Source organism: Flavobacterium gillisiae, from assembly GCF_900107635.1.
Taxonomy (GTDB): Bacteria; Bacteroidota; Bacteroidia; order Flavobacteriales; family Flavobacteriaceae; genus Flavobacterium; species Flavobacterium gillisiae.
Map to the genome: position 1 here is coordinate 69,955 of NZ_FNRD01000013.1, position 14,607 is coordinate 84,561.

17 protein-coding genes are annotated in these 14,607 nt (G+C 34.3%); 7 read left to right on the forward strand and 10 right to left on the reverse strand.

Annotation, left to right across the window (positions count from 1 at the left end; genetic code table 11):
* Position 1: 1 nt before the first annotated feature.
* Positions 2 to 1,300 carry an ABC1 kinase family protein gene (locus tag BLV35_RS15965; RefSeq protein ID WP_091092536.1) on the reverse strand — a complete coding sequence of 433 codons (1,299 nt, stop codon included), beginning with the start codon at positions 1,298 to 1,300 and terminating at the stop codon, positions 2 to 4.
* Entirely contained in the window at positions 1,300 to 1,959 is a 660-nt protein-coding gene (locus tag BLV35_RS15970; RefSeq protein ID WP_091092539.1) for a TetR family transcriptional regulator C-terminal domain-containing protein, read from the reverse strand. The genes BLV35_RS15965 and BLV35_RS15970 overlap by 1 nt, the downstream gene beginning before the upstream one ends.
* 121 nt (positions 1,960 to 2,080) lie before the next feature.
* On the opposite strand from BLV35_RS15970, the gene BLV35_RS15975 reads away from it, so the two are divergent.
* Entirely contained in the window at positions 2,081 to 2,995 is a 915-nt protein-coding gene (locus BLV35_RS15975) for a TIGR01777 family oxidoreductase (protein WP_091092541.1), read from the forward strand.
* 15 nt (positions 2,996 to 3,010) lie between these two features.
* Here BLV35_RS15975 and BLV35_RS15980 read toward each other — a convergent pair whose 3' ends face one another.
* Positions 3,011 to 3,502, reverse strand: coding sequence for a YceI family protein (locus BLV35_RS15980; protein WP_245712090.1), 492 nt, complete (start codon positions 3,500 to 3,502; stop codon positions 3,011 to 3,013).
* A gap of 92 nt (positions 3,503 to 3,594) precedes the next feature.
* Complete coding sequence (locus BLV35_RS15985) at positions 3,595 to 3,984, reverse strand: c-type cytochrome (protein ID WP_091092547.1); 390 nt, start codon at positions 3,982 to 3,984, stop codon at positions 3,595 to 3,597.
* A 93-nt stretch (positions 3,985 to 4,077) separates the two neighbouring features.
* On the opposite strand from BLV35_RS15985, the gene BLV35_RS15990 reads away from it, so the two are divergent.
* Together BLV35_RS15990 and BLV35_RS15995 are read left to right on the forward strand one after the other, a co-directional pair.
* Positions 4,078 to 4,470, forward strand: a complete 393-nt coding sequence (locus BLV35_RS15990; RefSeq protein WP_091092549.1) for an OB-fold protein — start codon at positions 4,078 to 4,080, stop codon at positions 4,468 to 4,470.
* Positions 4,471 to 4,483: 13 nt separating this feature from the next.
* Positions 4,484 to 5,359, forward strand: coding sequence for a DUF5777 family beta-barrel protein (locus tag BLV35_RS15995; protein ID WP_091092551.1), 876 nt, complete (start codon positions 4,484 to 4,486; stop codon positions 5,357 to 5,359).
* A 65-nt stretch (positions 5,360 to 5,424) separates the two neighbouring features.
* Here BLV35_RS15995 and BLV35_RS16000 read toward each other — a convergent pair whose 3' ends face one another.
* The 4 genes from BLV35_RS16000 to rmuC form a co-directional block, all read right to left on the reverse strand.
* Positions 5,425 to 5,961 carry a YceI family protein gene (locus BLV35_RS16000; protein ID WP_091092553.1) on the reverse strand — a complete coding sequence of 179 codons (537 nt, stop codon included), beginning with the start codon at positions 5,959 to 5,961 and terminating at the stop codon, positions 5,425 to 5,427.
* A gap of 162 nt (positions 5,962 to 6,123) precedes the next feature.
* A complete protein-coding gene (locus tag BLV35_RS16005; RefSeq protein WP_091092556.1) occupies positions 6,124 to 6,672 on the reverse strand; it encodes an acyl-CoA thioesterase in 549 nt (182 codons plus the stop codon).
* Positions 6,673 to 6,674: 2 nt separating this feature from the next.
* Positions 6,675 to 7,040, reverse strand: a complete 366-nt coding sequence (locus tag BLV35_RS16010) for a 6-phosphogluconate dehydrogenase (RefSeq protein ID WP_091092559.1) — start codon at positions 7,038 to 7,040, stop codon at positions 6,675 to 6,677.
* 6 nt (positions 7,041 to 7,046) lie between these two features.
* Positions 7,047 to 8,417, reverse strand: coding sequence for a DNA recombination protein RmuC (rmuC, locus tag BLV35_RS16015; RefSeq protein ID WP_091092561.1), 1,371 nt, complete (start codon positions 8,415 to 8,417; stop codon positions 7,047 to 7,049).
* A 188-nt stretch (positions 8,418 to 8,605) separates the two neighbouring features.
* Between rmuC and BLV35_RS16020 the strand changes: the two genes are divergently transcribed.
* From BLV35_RS16020 to BLV35_RS16035, 4 genes are all read left to right on the forward strand, one after another.
* On the forward strand, positions 8,606 to 9,799 hold the full coding sequence (locus tag BLV35_RS16020; RefSeq protein ID WP_091092563.1) for an alkaline phosphatase family protein: 1,194 nt from the start codon (positions 8,606 to 8,608) through the stop codon (positions 9,797 to 9,799).
* Positions 9,800 to 9,877: 78 nt separating this feature from the next.
* Positions 9,878 to 10,444, forward strand: coding sequence for a pseudouridine synthase (locus BLV35_RS16025; protein WP_091092566.1), 567 nt, complete (start codon positions 9,878 to 9,880; stop codon positions 10,442 to 10,444).
* 108 nt (positions 10,445 to 10,552) lie between these two features.
* Positions 10,553 to 11,005, forward strand: coding sequence for a tRNA (cytidine(34)-2'-O)-methyltransferase (locus BLV35_RS16030; RefSeq protein WP_091092568.1), 453 nt, complete (start codon positions 10,553 to 10,555; stop codon positions 11,003 to 11,005).
* Positions 11,006 to 11,118: 113 nt separating this feature from the next.
* Complete coding sequence (locus BLV35_RS16035) at positions 11,119 to 12,726, forward strand: class I SAM-dependent methyltransferase (RefSeq protein WP_091092570.1); 1,608 nt, start codon at positions 11,119 to 11,121, stop codon at positions 12,724 to 12,726.
* Between the two features lie 40 nt (positions 12,727 to 12,766).
* Here the strand turns inward: BLV35_RS16035 and BLV35_RS16040 are convergent, their stop codons facing one another.
* Both BLV35_RS16040 and BLV35_RS16045 read right to left on the reverse strand, forming a co-directional pair.
* Complete coding sequence (locus tag BLV35_RS16040) at positions 12,767 to 13,618, reverse strand: hypothetical protein (RefSeq protein ID WP_091092572.1); 852 nt, start codon at positions 13,616 to 13,618, stop codon at positions 12,767 to 12,769.
* A 183-nt stretch (positions 13,619 to 13,801) separates the two neighbouring features.
* Positions 13,802 to 14,587: an ABC transporter ATP-binding protein gene (locus BLV35_RS16045; RefSeq protein ID WP_091092575.1), complete on the reverse strand. Its 786-nt coding sequence runs from the start codon at positions 14,585 to 14,587 to the stop codon at positions 13,802 to 13,804.
* Positions 14,588 to 14,607 lie beyond the last annotated feature (20 nt).

Sequence of the window (14,607 nt, forward strand, 5' to 3'; positions counted from 1 at the left end):
GTTAGTATTTTAGATATTCGGTCACTGTAATTTTGGCTTTTAAATCAAACATTAAATTATAGAGGCCAAAAAACGTTCTGTTCATATAGATAAAATGTTTAGAACCACGGTTTCCATTCATTTTTCTAAGGTTAGTGTCACTGGCAAATCGTTCACCTAATTTAGCTATACTTTCAAAGAAAACAGCGTCTGAAAAATCGAAAGTTTCTTCTTGGAACGGCTTCGTGAACAATGATAATAGATCATAAAATATAGATGTGAAATAAGCTATTTCTTCTTTAGAATCATCAGCCCTTAGGATTTCTAGTTCGAACAACTTTTCGCTAAAAAGCTTTTTGTTGTCAATTACTTTTGGATCTATCAATTCAAAATAAGGAACGTAAAACTCATTTGGTATAATTTTCATACATCCAAAATCAATCGCGATTAATTCGTTTTTATCATTGACCAAAAAGTTACCTGGATGAGGGTCAGCATGTACTTTTTTCAGAATATGGATTTGGTACATGTAAAAATCCCACAAGGCTTGCCCAATTTTATTGGCGATTATAGGATCTGAATTTTTAAACTCAGAAAGGTGAACTCCGGTCATCCAGTCCATCGTTATAATCTTCTCAGAAGAATACTCAGGATAGTACTCCGGGAAAACAAGATTCTCTATTTTCTTGCAGGCATTAACGACTTCTTGGCTTTGTTTTAGTTCCAATAAATAATTGGTTTCTTCAATTAGTTTGTCTTCAACTTCTTTAAAGTACTTGTCAGAGTCTTTTCCTTGTAGGTTAAACATTCTAATAGCAATTGGTTTTACCAAAGCTAAATCAGAAGAGATACTGTTAGCAACTCCAGGATATTGAATTTTTACCGCTAGTTTTTTATTGTTTTTTACCGCCGAATGGACTTGACCGATACTGGCAGCATTTACAGAATTAGCGTTAAACTCATCAAAAATTTCATAAGGCGTTTTGCCAAAATTATTTTTGAAAGTCTTTAATACTAACGGCGCCGAAAGTGGCGGTACAGAAAATTGAGACAAAGAGAATTTTTCTACATAAGCCTGTGGTAAAAAACTTTTATCCATACTTAGCATTTGAGCGACTTTCAAGGCGCTTCCTTTTAAGCTTTTTAAGCCGTCGTAAATGTCCTCAGCATTGTCCTCATTTAGTTTATCACGTGTCAAGTCTGAATTCACGATTTTTTCTCCGTAATATTTAAGGTAATTGACGCCTACTTTTGCACCTGTTTGTACAAGTTTTGTGGCTCTTTCAATTTTTGACGTTGGTATATAATCTATCGTTTTCATTATTTGTTTTGTATTTTTTCTTTGAAAATGAATTTTCCAAAGTCAATTAAACTATCTATTGGTGCAATATTCATCAACTCAAAACTCAGTTTCACCGATTTTTCAATGTAGATATCTGTTTTCTCAAATGATGGGGAGTCGTCGTCCAGCCAGAATTTTAGAGTTAGCAATAATTGAATCCAAGCACTTTCTTGAATTGCTTTTTTCTGAAAGTCTTGAAACTTTTCCTGCTTAATGCGATATTCATCAGTTATAATTTCACCAACATATTTCTTAAAAGCAGTTCTCAGACTTGAAAGCTGCATTAGATTTTTAAGTTGGTTATCGTGCTCCTTTAAAATCATGCTGACATAACTTCTATTAGCAGAAAGTAATTCGAAGAATGTAAAGTAGAAACTTAACATCTTTGTTTTCATATCATAGTCTGAATAGTTGTTATCTTTATGGAGTAATTCGATTGTCATTTCGAGAAATGTTTTAAAGATTTCTTTTTCGACACTTTCGATAGTTCCAAAAAAGGCATAAAAATCGGTTTCAGTAAAGCCATTCGATTTTGCGAAAAGATATACTGATTTGGGTTTTTCGCCATTCTCTAGTATATAGTTCATATACATAGAAACTATTTTCTCTTTTGTAATTGCAGTTTTCTTCGTAGCCATTTTCAATTAATTAATAAATTAGAGTATAAAGGTAAGGAATGTTTAACGAAATAATCATAAAGTTAAACAAAAATTAGTTGTATCTTTGATTTAGATGAATTGAACGATTAAATATACTGTTATGAAAAAGAATGTATTACTCACAGGAGGTACTGGTTTTGTTGGGAAGGAACTAACAAAGCTTTTGATAAATAGCGGATATACCGTTTCTATACTCAGTAGAAGTAAGAGAGAAAATACTGAATCTATTTTTTACTATACTTGGGACATACAAAAACAAACCATAGAAAAAGAGGCGGTACTCAATGCGGATTATATAATCCATTTAGCTGGTGCTAATATTGCTGAAAAACCATGGACTAGTAAGCGAAAAGAAGAAATTATTAATAGTCGGCAACAGTCAGCTCAACTGATTTATTCTGTTTTAAAAAAGAATGATAAAAAATTAGACGCCTTTGTTTCTGCATCGGCTGTTGGTATTTATGGAGCGGTGAATGGGGAAGAAATTTGTACGGAAAGCACTGCTTTAGGTGAAGATTTCTTAGGACTTACATGTCAAAAATGGGAAGCCGCTGCAGATCAGTTTAAAAAATTGGGAATACGTACAGTGAAAGTACGTACCGGTTTAGTCTTAGGTAAGAACGATGGTTTTCTAAATAAATTAACGCCTATCTTTAAATGGAGATTGGGTTCTGCATTGGGTTCTGGAAAACAATACATGCCTTGGATTCATGTGGAGGACTTGTGTGCAATCTATCTTGAAGCGCTTAAGAACCCAAATATGGAAGGGTCTTATAATGCCGCAATAAGCGATTCTACTACTAATGCTGGTTTTTCTAAAACATTGGCAAAGGTGTTTGGGTACAAAATCTGGCTTCCAAATGTCCCAGGTTTTCTGATTAAAATGGTATTAGGTGAAATGTCTAAAATAGTGTTGACAGGAAGAAGGGTTTCTTCGGCAAAAGTACAGCAATTAGGATTTCAATTTAAATACGAAAATCTTGAGGAAACGCTACGAGTATGCCTTGGTAAATGAAATTAGCTGAGGGGATTATCGTAGTAGAAACTTAGATTTAATGTTGATTTTTTTAGATAGTTTATTACTGACCACTTTTGGTATTGTTATATCGAAGTCATCAGTATTCACAATGAAATTTGTAATGACTTCGATAATATCTCCATTTCTTCTAAGTAATGCCGTTGTATTAATCTCTTTCGACTTTCCATGTAAGTCTAATTTACCCTTCATTTCATATTCTTTAAGTGTACTACCAAGTTTATCGATATTAAAATCTTTTAGCATACCCTTGAAAATCGCCTTTGGGTACTTATTACTTTCAAGATAATTTTCATTAAAATGTTCTTCCATCAAGGCGACTTTGAAGCGAAAGCCTTTAATTAAAGCAAGGCTAGCTATTTCACCAGTTTTCGCGTTTAAAATACAGCTCACAGATGTATTAGTTGCTGCAACTTCCTCAAATGAGGGCACTGAAGCTTCAAAATTCACCTCGCCTGTTTTTGTTACTTTCCTGTCTTGAGCCATTATTAAAGTACTAAGAAATAGAAAGTAGAAAGAAAATATTTTAATTAGTTTCATCTTTTTTATTGCTGCTATTTACACGGTTTTATATTTGATTATTCTACATAACCACTGTTACTCCAGCTTACAACCATATCTATTGTACTTTGAGGTAATCTGCTTCTGCCCTGTGGCATCATTCCAGAAGTACCTTGAGCTCTAGATATCCTTTCTGCTAAATTATTTTGTGTGGAAGTTTTTACTCTGGCGTAGGTGTCTAATGAGATGCTTGCTCCATTTGAAGGAGTACTGCCGTGACAGGAAGTGCAATTTGCCGTCATGATTCCCTTTATCGTATTGGTATAGGTTATTGAACTAGGTGTTGGATTCGGATTTGGATTGGGATTCGAGTTTGGTGCCGGAGCAATATCTGATTCAGAACCTGAAGAGCAGCTTAGCGCAATTATTGCAGACATAGCTAAAACGATTAGATTTAATTTTTTCATGGTCATTTTATTTTGTGTTTATAAAGTTAGGTTATTAATAACTGATTGTGAATAATATTACATTATGTTTGTTAAAATATTGTGAATATAAGTATGGCTAAATATAAAATTGTAATTGCATTGTTAATTTTTTTAGTGGTCTCAATAGGCGGATATTTGTTTGTTTATCAAGGACACAGAGATATTTCTAATGAAAAGGAAAGCTTTTCTGTAAACGTTGATACCTTATATACGGAATTTATGTCTGATGAGTTTCAGGCGAATGAAAAATATTTAGACAAGACCATTTCCGTCTCTGGAAGAATTACTAAAATTGACTATAAAAACAAATCAATTGTTATAAACGAAAAATTATTTGCGTTGTTTGATAATGATTTGCCAGCATCTATTAAGCCTCAACTTGAGGTAGAAGTAAAAGGGCGACTTTTAGGATATGATTCTTTATTAGAAGAGATAAAGTTAGATCAATGTGTTATTGTAAATTGAAATATTATAAATTATGAAAAAAATATTACTGACGTTTTTATTCCCACTAGTGGTACTAGGGCAAAATGATTTATTATCCGAGATAGATGATAAAAAAGTTGATAATACGGAACTTTCAGCATTTAAATCATTGAAAATAGTCAATTTTGAATCTACCAAATTAGTTGGAAAAGGAGATTTGTATTTTGTTGTAGCCCATCGTTTTGATTATTTAAATCGAGGTTTTGATGATTTTTTTGGATTAGATAATGCTAATACTCAATTGAAGTTTGCATACGGGCTTCTAGATAATTTGACCATTCAAGTGGCTAGAAGTGGTTTTCAGGAAACCTACGAGGCGGGAGTTAAATATGTATTGGTTTCACAAAAGACAGAAGGTTTTCCCATTACCATTGCGGGGTTTAATAGCTTGGCCGTAAATACAGAGTTCAAGAAAGCTAATTACCCAAACATTCAGTTTCAGGATCGATTAACTTATGTCACTCAACTTTTAATTTCTAAAAAGGTAAACGAAAAATTATCATTTGAGCTTGCACCAACATTTTTCCATGAGAATACAGTTAGGGATATACTAGATAGTAAAAATAATGTAATTCTTCCCAATCCACAAAGCAATAGTCAATATGCCATCGGAGTAGGAGGGAGATATAAATTTGCGAAACGGTGGTCTGTGAATGCTGATTATGGAGCACATTTAAATCGCGCTAACGAATCGATTTATAAGAATCCGCTTTCTATTGGTGTGGATTTAGAAACTGGAGGTCACGTGTTTCAGATGCATTTTACAAATGCAAAAGCAATGCACGAGTCCGGATTTTTAGGGCAGACTACTGGTGATTGGGTAAAAGGAGAGATCGCGTTTGGCTTTAATTTAGTAAGAGTGTTCTAGATTATAACTTGTTAGAAATTAAGATTTCTAAAAGGAACTATTTTAATGTTAGCATAGTTGTTCTATTATAAAACAGCTTTAACCTTTACATTTACGTTTTTCGATATTTTACTCCTAACGATATATGGAATTTCGATATTATAATCATCAGAGTTTAGGGTGAAATTAGATATTAATTCTATTCCTGCGGCTACTTTTTTAATTTTGGCAAGGACTCGAATGTTTTTTGATTTGCCATGCATGGTTATTTTTCCTTTGATATAATACTCTGTTGCATCAGGAGCAATATTTTTTAAATCGAACTTTTCAATTAATCCCTTAAAGGTAGCTTTAGGGTATTTTTTACTTTCCATATAATTTGCGTTGAAATGCTCCTGCATTAAACTTCTTTCAAACGAAAAACGGTCGATATAGACTACAAATGTGATGATTCCTTTCTTTGTATTTAAAATAAGATTTACCCCATCGTTTTTGGCTTTTACCGGCTCAAAAAAAGGCACCGATGCTTCGAAAACAATTACCCCCTTAGTAGAGGTTCTTTTTTCTTGAGCATCAATGATGAATGCAGTTAACAGCAAAAAAAGGAGTAGTTTTTTTTTCATTTTAGAGTCTGTATGATACTACTTAAAGTTACGATTTTTATTTCAAATAACTAGTAAAAAACAGCTGCTAAAACAGCAAACATGACCTAGAAAAGGGATTTTTAGGCCTCATTATAGATTTTAGACGATTTTATCTAAAATAAGGGGTTTAAAACAGTAGAATTAGCCTAATTCGACAAGAACATTATACTTTTCTAAGCTGGCTAATGTTTCGATGGAACTGTAATTAAATACTTCTTCATGACGGTCCTTTTCTTTTTTTAGGGAAATTTGCTTTAAGCAATTGCAGAAACGACGCACTTCTTCTAAATTAGAAAGAATCAAACCTGGAACTTTTTCATTTTTCCCCTCTTTGTCTTTAGAAACCATGGTGAAATAGGAGGAGTTACAGTGTTTTACCACTCCTGTTTGGATATTTTCAGATTCTACACGGATCCCTATAATCATAGAACTGTTACCCACATAATTGACACTGGCTTTCATAGTGACTAATTCTCCCACTTCAATGGGTTTTAAAAAATCTACTGTGTCCACGGAGGCTGTGACACAATAATTCCCGGAAAATTTTGAAGCACAGGCAAAAGCAATTTGATCGAGTAGCGAAAGAATATAACCTCCATGTATTTTACCGCTAAAGTTAGTGTGCGACGGCAACATTAATTCTGAAATGGTAATATTTGACGCGGCAACAGTTTTGTATGTGTTATTCATGTTTATTTTGATTTAAACGGAGATTCTTCTTCTTTTACTGCGATCACGAAATATTTTGTGTCGCCCCACCATGCGAATGTTTTGTATCGTTCTATATAAGACAGTTTCACATACTGTCCTTCCAGCTCTTTTAAATCACTAATAACTTGTTTGTCTTTATCCAATACAGAAAAAGCAAATATTTGTGAACCTGATATGCCTTGGCTTATTTCTCCTTCCCAGGTTTTGAAAGCGACTCCTTTATGGCTAAACTTGATTAGTTGGCCAGATCGAATACCTTCACTATAGGTGGCATAATAGACAAACGTAAAATAGCTAACTATGGACAGTATTAACACTGCCGCAATAATTCCTAAAAATTTTTTCATTTTATTTTAGTTTAATTGTTGGTTTTCATCTCTTTCGGCTCTTGCCAAAACACTCTCAGGAAGCGATTTTTTAGCTTTTGCGCCCATCTTTTTTAATTTTTCTACGCTGGTAATTAGGTTTCCTTTTCCTTCTACCAGTTTATTCATGGCACCGCTATATTCTGTTTTAGTTTCGTCAATTTTCTTGCCAATTTTTATTAAATCAGCTACAAACCCTTCAAACTTATCATATAAGGCACCGGCTTGTCGCGCTATTTCAAAGGCGTTTTCTTGTTGTTTTTGGTTTGCCCACATGCTGTCAATCGTTCTTAATGTAGCTAGCAGGGTAGCAGGAGTTACAATAACAATGTTTTTTTCGAATGCCTTATTGTACAAACTAGTGTCCTCATTAAGTGCCATAGCAAATGCGGGTTCTATAGGGATAAAAAGCAATACGAAATCAGGACTTTCTATTTGATATAAATCCTGATAGTTTTTATTTCCTAATTGTTCTACGTGACGCTTGATTGAATTGACATGCTCTTTTAAATAACCACTTTTTAAATCGTCGTCTTCTTCGTTGATGTATTTCTCATAAGCGGTCAAGGAAACTTTTGAATCGACAATCATCTTCTTACCGTCAGGTAAATTGATCACAACATCAGGATAAACGCGGTTTCCTTCATCGGTCGTAAAGCTTTGTTGCACTTCGTATTCGCGTCCTTTTTCCAAACCTGATTTTTCTAATACTCGCTCCAGTACCAGTTCACCCCAATTTCCCTGCATTTTGCTGTCGCCCTTTAATGCTTTGGTTAGGTTGATGGTTTCCTTACTCATTTGGATGTTCATTTCGCGCAAGCCTAAAATTTGTTGGCGCAAAGCCGCATGGTAATCGATGCTTTCTTTGTGGGTGTCTTCGACTTTTTTTTCGAATAACTGAATCTTGTCTTGCAAAGGAGACAGGATATTTTTCATGTTTTCTTTATTCTGTTCCGTGAATTTATTAGATTTTTCTTCTAATATTTTATTGGCAAGATTCTCAAATTCCTTGGTGAACTTCTCCTGTAGTTTTTCTACTTCGTTTTTTTGCTCTTTATTTCGTTCCCATAGATTCTCAAAATCAACTTCTTTTTTAGAAAGTTGGATTGCCAAGCTGTCTTTTTCATTACGAATGGCTTCTTTCTCAGTCGCACTATTTTCTATTTGTTTTTCAAAAGCAGTTTTGTCATTTGAAAATTGTTCCTTTAATTGATTGAATTGTGAATTTGACGCAATTAATTTTTCCTCTAAACTGATCTTCTCAGATTGGAATCGGGCAGAGAAAATGAGTTTTCCAATGAAAGTCCCAATAGCAAGGGCAATAATAAACAAGGATAAAAAAGGAAGCATGTTTAGCATAGAAATACTGATTGTTGTAAAAAGTAAAAGTAAGTAATTATATCAATTTTTAAGAGTAAACTTCTTTGAAAGAAGCGCAGTTAATGTAATATTTTCTCTTCCATCATTATTTATAGCTTATAATATAATTTCTTAACATAGGTGAATAAGAGGAAATAATATCTTTACTGAAAATTAAAGATTGAGAAATGAAAAAAATAATTGTATTGACCTTCTTCTTCCTTTTTGCCTATGGTTGTTATGCACAGCATAATGAGAAACCTTATGTTGTATTGGTTTCGCTAGATGGATTTCGTTGGGATTACAATAAATATTTCGACACACCAAACCTAGATGCCTTAGCTAGTAAAGGTGTAAAAGCGAAGTCGATGAAACCGTCGTATCCAACTAAAACTTTCCCGAATCATTATAGTATTGTAACCGGCTTGTATCCGGATCACCATGGAATTGTCAATAATAGTTTTTATGACCCGAAGCTTAAAGAAGCTTTCTCTTTAGGGAGTAGTGCTAAAACTGATGCTCGTTTTTATGGAGGCAATCCCATATGGAATGTTGCTGAGGAACAAGGTGTGAAAACGGCTTCGTTCTTTTGGCCGGGTTCTGATACTGGTGATAGAAGCCCAAGTATATTTAAGAGATACGATGCTTCAGTACCCTATGACAGCCGAATAGAAACTGTGATGGAATGGCTTAAATTGCCAGAAAAGGAACGCCCCCATTTGATTACTCTTTATTTTGACGAACCAGATTATACAGGACACACTTTTGGTCCTTTGTCTAATGAAAACAAGGTTGTTGTGCATAAAATGGACTCTATAATCGGCAGTCTTTCTAGAAAATTAGATGCATTAGCAATAGGAAAGGAAATCAATTTAATAATAGTTTCTGATCATGGAATGACAAATATTAGTGATGGAAAAAAAGTAAAAATTTTAGATTATTTAAAACCCAATTGGCTAGAATATGCCGAAGTAATAAACCCTATAATGAGTATTAGTACTAGCCTTAATAGTCAAGATTCGATATCTAAAGCACTTAGAAAAGTACCACATATTAGGTATTGGAAAACGGGTAAATTACCCAAAAGACTTCATTATGGTAATAACGACAGAACTTTAGATTTTGTAATAGAAGCTAAAAAGGGATATAGTTTAGTGAAAAATAGTAGTCAGAAAATAAAGGAAGGAACACATGGATATGATAATAAAGTAAAAGATATGCACGCCATATTTTATGCGAAAGGACCTGATTTTAAAGTAAATAAAAGGCTAAGAACGTTTCAAAATGTGAGTGTTTATAATCTTATTGCGCAAATTTTAGGGTTAGAAATTGAAGCAGTTGATGGTGATTTTAGCGAAGTAAAAGGTATGCTCAAAGACTAACGGTTTTATTAGCTGATTTTTTTGATAGGATAAAAAAGGAAAACCTAAATTTGCACCTCATTCCAATACGTATTTTATATGTCCCATCAGCACTTCATTCTTCACAAACCATATGGATATTTAAGTCAGTTTATCTATGAATTGAAACGAAAAAAGAAACTGCTAGGTGAATTGTACGATTTTCCAAAAGGAACGATGGCAATAGGACGTCTAGACGAAGATTCGGAAGGATTGTTGTTGTTGACCACGGATGGCATGATGAGTGAAATCATTCGCTCTAAAAAAGTAGACAAAGAATATTATGTACAAGTAGATGGCATTATTCATCAGGAAGCGATTGATAAACTGAAGGCTGGTGTCGAAATAGGTTTCAATGGAACCAAGTACATCACTAAAAAATGTGATGCTTCTTTGATAACTGAAATTCCTGCTTTTGGAGCGAGAGGTAAAAAAATACGAGACGAACGTCATGGACCCACTTCCTGGGCTTCGATAACGGTAAATGAAGGTAAGTTTCGTCAAGTACGTAAAATGACAGCTGCTGTCGGATTTCCCACTCTTAGGCTGGTTCGTGTCCGAATAGGAAATGTCTATCTAGACGATTTACAAGCTGGAGAAGTGATTGAAGTTGAAAATTTGCAATAGCAAAAATCAATAGCAATAACAAAAATCAATGGCAATGTCAATAGCAAAAAAGCAATTACAAAAATCAAAAATCAGCAATCGTTAATCATCAATCTTAAATCTTTTTAAATGTTAAACATCGTTTTAGTTGAACCCGAAATACCAAATAATACCGGAAATATTGGTCGATTGTGTGTAGGTACTGAAAGTCACCTGCATTTGGTTCACCCTTTCGGTTTTGTCATCAATGATAAAAACTTGAAACGTTCTGGACTGGATTACTGGGTGCATCTTGATGTTACTGAATATCAAAATGTAGCCGAATGGATTGCTCAAATTCCGGATGCTTCACGTGTTTTCTTAATGAGTTCTCATGCTGAAAAATCTTATTTGGAGATTGATTTTCAAGACGGAGATTGGTTGGTTTTTGGGAAAGAAAGCAAAGGACTAAGTGAAGAAGTTTTGGGGCAATTCGAGAATCATCTAAAAATTCCAATGTCCAATTTGATTCGGAGTTTCAATATTGCCAATTCGGTGGCTTTTGTTATCGGTGAGGCCAAAAGACAGATTATGCTCAAGTAAGACCTTAGCGCTAGGAGTTGTAAAGGAATCGTATTGTTACCAAGGAATTTTATATATTTGAGTACCGCATTTGTATTTTTAGCAAATAGCACTCATTTTAAAATTTCCTTTTTATGATCGATAAAGTCTCTCTACGAAGTACAATTTTCAGACATTTAGATGGTTTAGTGACTGCTCCGGTGGCTTATTCCCTGCATAAAAAAGGAGTTTTGTCTTTTTTGCTTGATAAAAAGGAAGCCACACTGGATGAACTTACTTCTCATTTTACGGCAAACGAAGGCTATCTTAATGTAGGCTTGCGAGTCTTATGTTCCCAAGGATTTCTCCATTATCATATCAATAACACTACAGACGAAATTAAATTTACAATTACTGAAAAAAGTGAAATGGCTTTTTCCTTATTTCATCTTTATGAAGACGTGGTAGATTTATTACAGTTTTCTATGCAGTTCCATCCTCGGTTATTTGAAGAGGCTCCTTTTGAGCGGTTGCGGGTGATTTTCGAAAAATATAAAAAAAAGTATGAGGTCAAATTCTCCAATGACCCATTAGAGCGAGAGATACAACATCAGGTTTTAATGCATATTGAGGGCGCTTTGGTTGGTCCCACTTTGGTGCGATTAGGTATGAACGGGATGTTTCATAAATATTTTATGGAGATATCTTTCCGCCCCGAAGAATTTCATAAGTCGCCCGAAAATTTCAAAATCATATTGGATTTCTTTGCCCATTTAGGTTGGTTTACACAAAAGAACGGAAATTATCAATTCACGGAAACGGGACTATTTTTTGCAAAAAGAGCTGCGGCTTATGGTGTGACGGTCTCCTATTTACCAACTTTTAGTAAAATGGACGATTTGCTTTTTGGCAACGCTGCTATTTTAAGGGCGATTGCTGATGGCGAAGATGAGGTTCATGTAGACCGTGAAATGAACGTTTGGGGAAGTGGCGGTGCACATGAAACCTATTTTAAAGTGGTGGATGAAATCATAATAAAATTGTTTAATTTACCTATAGAAGACCAGCCAAAAGGAATTTTGGATATGGGTTGCGGAAACGGAGCGTTTTTAGAACATGTCTTTACCGTAATCGAAAGACAAACGTTAAGGGGAAGAATACTTGATGATTATCCGTTATTTCTTGTGGGTGCCGATTATAATCAAGCAGCTCTAAAAGTGACTCGGGCTAATTTGATTAAAGCTGATATTTGGGCCAAAGTTATTTGGGGAGACATTGGTCGTCCGGACTTACTTGCAGATGATTTAATGGAAAATTATGGTATCGATTTGAAAGATTTATTGAACGTGAGAACCTTTCTAGACCACAATAGGATTTGGGAAGAACCAAAAAACAGTACAAAGGATAGAGTAAGTCAGTCCACCGGGGCTTTTGCTCACAGAGGGAAGCGAGTAAGTACTAATTTAGTGGAAGATAATTTAGTAGAACATTTTAATAAATGGTCGCCCTATGTTAGGAATTTTGGTTTACTGATGATAGAATTACATACGATACCACCCAGTGTGACAGCTGCTAATATTGGAAAGACCGCTGCAACAGCCTACGATGCCACTCATGGTTTTTCAGATCAATATATTGTGGAAATCCCCGTCTTGCATAAAGTAGCTGCCGAAGCAGGATTGTATCCGGATACGCAGTATTTTAAACGATTCCCGGATTCGAATAGTGCTACCGTGAGTATTAATTTATTGAAAGGAAAGTGATAATAGAAGCAAATGAGGAAGATGTTCTTCCTCATTTGTTTTAATTTCTAGCCACAAAATCACTTAGGGTAATGTAAATTTTCCCGGTAGACTGATCATGATATATGTTATACTTCGTTGGATAATTCCCCGCTTTTTCAAAATATTCAGGCTGAGAATAATTGAGGCTTGCTTCTTCATTTGAGAGTAAATATTCTGTAGTGATCATCGGTTCGATAAAATTTACTTTTCCATTATAGGAGCCATAAATCATAATTTTTGAAAAAGGTAAATAATCACCTAAGTTTACAGGAAGCCAGTGTTTTCCCATTTGACCCTCAGCTGTACCTGCGCCAGGAGGGGTGAAATAATCTGCCGGTAAATAACCAAGAGGAGGATAAAGATTAAATGCAGCATCTGTACTTGGAGACCATTCTGGTATTGTTAATTGTTCTGCAATTGAAATCATGTAAAAATGAATGTCAAAGTGAGGAACATTAAAAACGCCTTCAGGTTCATGACCATGAGGATTCCAATTGAGTCCAATGTGATCAAAAGGAGTAGCTTGTGTTGCTTTTAAATGCATAGGGATATTTATTGTGATGCCTGCAGCAGAAGATTTCTTTTTATCTCTTTCGGGATTCAGTAAGGCGTCTTTCGTCATTTCGATTCCTATCTCATTAGGAAAACCATTAGAATACATACTAATCCAAGAACGTACTTTTCCATATCCTACGGTAATCTCTGGACCTTTAAATACGTTAAGCTTATCGCTACTTTTTTTAGATGTTACAAACTGAGGTGAATTTTGTGGTAAATCACTATTAACCATTTCGTCTTTACTACAAGAATAGAGAAGAAGAAATGCCCCCAATAGAATGATTTTTTTTGATACAGTAAACAGATTTTCCATAATTAAAATTTTAAAATTTTGTTCTAATAATGTAGATAAGTTGATCTGGGGGAAACTAAATTTAAAGCAAGTAAAAATACAAAATAAAAGTATAATGTGCTGAAGTACAGTAGTTTTTGTGTGTTTTTTAGCTTTTAATTGCTGTTTATAATTTAATTCTGAATGTTGTAGGGAAAATATTGACTATACAATCACAAACTTCCCTTTTTCTGAGTCAAAAACAATATGTTCGTCTTTGAATATCGTATTAAAAGTTCCTTTGGAAATAAAATTGCAAGGCTCATCTTGAACAACAGTTTCAGGAGTCATAATGATCATTTCATCGCTCAATTGTATGGCCATATCGATATCATGAGTTGAAAACAGAATGCATTTATTCGTTTCCTGAGTGAGTTTTTTCAAGAGTTTGAAAAGTGCTACTTTATGTAATAAATCCAAATGGGTAGTAGGTTCGTCTAAAATTATTAGCGGAGTGTCTTGTGCTAATGCACGTGCAACTAATACTTTTTGTAATTGACCATCACTGATTTCGTAATGTTTTTTGGTTGTCAAATGACTGATTTGAGTTAGTTCCATGGCTTCGTGAACCTTAGTGGTGTCTTGATTGGTTATAGTTCCAATCCAATTGGTATAAGGTTGCCTACCCAATGCGACCAATTCAAAAACGGTCAGGTTGCTTGGAGGTAGTTTTTCGGTCAAAACAATACTTAGGTTTTTTGCCAGTTCCAAAGGTTGATAGTCACTAATTTTTTTGTTATTCAAAAAAACAGCGCCTTCTAGTGGTTTCTGAATTCCAGTAATCGTACGCAACAAAGTTGATTTCCCCACACCATTTGCTCCAATTAAAGCAATCAATTTCCCTTGTTTTAAAGTCAGATTGAGATTTTTGGCAATAGTAGTAACCTCACTTTTGGTTTTGTAACCAATGTTTAAGTTTGTCGTAATTAGGATATCTTCAGTTGTACTCATTTTATTCTTTTATTGAAAAC

Bases quoted from the DNA above. Each gene is read 5' to 3' on its own strand.
- BLV35_RS15965 (WP_091092536.1), bottom strand. From the start codon at position 1,300: ATGAAAACGATAGATTATATACCAACGTCAAAAATTGAAAGAGCCACA.
- BLV35_RS15970 (WP_091092539.1), bottom strand. From the start codon at position 1,959: ATGGCTACGAAGAAAACTGCAATTACAAAAGAGAAAATAGTTTCTATG.
- BLV35_RS15975 (WP_091092541.1), top strand. From the start codon at position 2,081: ATGAAAAAGAATGTATTACTCACAGGAGGTACTGGTTTTGTTGGGAAG.
- BLV35_RS15980 (WP_245712090.1), bottom strand. From the start codon at position 3,502: ATGGCTCAAGACAGGAAAGTAACAAAAACAGGCGAGGTGAATTTTGAA.
- BLV35_RS15985 (WP_091092547.1), bottom strand. From the start codon at position 3,984: ATGAAAAAATTAAATCTAATCGTTTTAGCTATGTCTGCAATAATTGCG.
- BLV35_RS15990 (WP_091092549.1), top strand. From the start codon at position 4,078: ATGGCTAAATATAAAATTGTAATTGCATTGTTAATTTTTTTAGTGGTC.
- BLV35_RS15995 (WP_091092551.1), top strand. From the start codon at position 4,484: ATGAAAAAAATATTACTGACGTTTTTATTCCCACTAGTGGTACTAGGG.
- BLV35_RS16000 (WP_091092553.1), bottom strand. From the start codon at position 5,961: ATGAAAAAAAAACTACTCCTTTTTTTGCTGTTAACTGCATTCATCATT.
- BLV35_RS16005 (WP_091092556.1), bottom strand. From the start codon at position 6,672: ATGAATAACACATACAAAACTGTTGCCGCGTCAAATATTACCATTTCA.
- BLV35_RS16010 (WP_091092559.1), bottom strand. From the start codon at position 7,040: ATGAAAAAATTTTTAGGAATTATTGCGGCAGTGTTAATACTGTCCATA.
- rmuC (WP_091092561.1), bottom strand. From the start codon at position 8,417: ATGCTAAACATGCTTCCTTTTTTATCCTTGTTTATTATTGCCCTTGCT.
- BLV35_RS16020 (WP_091092563.1), top strand. From the start codon at position 8,606: ATGAAAAAAATAATTGTATTGACCTTCTTCTTCCTTTTTGCCTATGGT.
- BLV35_RS16025 (WP_091092566.1), top strand. From the start codon at position 9,878: ATGTCCCATCAGCACTTCATTCTTCACAAACCATATGGATATTTAAGT.
- BLV35_RS16030 (WP_091092568.1), top strand. From the start codon at position 10,553: ATGTTAAACATCGTTTTAGTTGAACCCGAAATACCAAATAATACCGGA.
- BLV35_RS16035 (WP_091092570.1), top strand. From the start codon at position 11,119: ATGATCGATAAAGTCTCTCTACGAAGTACAATTTTCAGACATTTAGAT.
- BLV35_RS16040 (WP_091092572.1), bottom strand. From the start codon at position 13,618: ATGGAAAATCTGTTTACTGTATCAAAAAAAATCATTCTATTGGGGGCA.
- BLV35_RS16045 (WP_091092575.1), bottom strand. From the start codon at position 14,587: ATGAGTACAACTGAAGATATCCTAATTACGACAAACTTAAACATTGGT.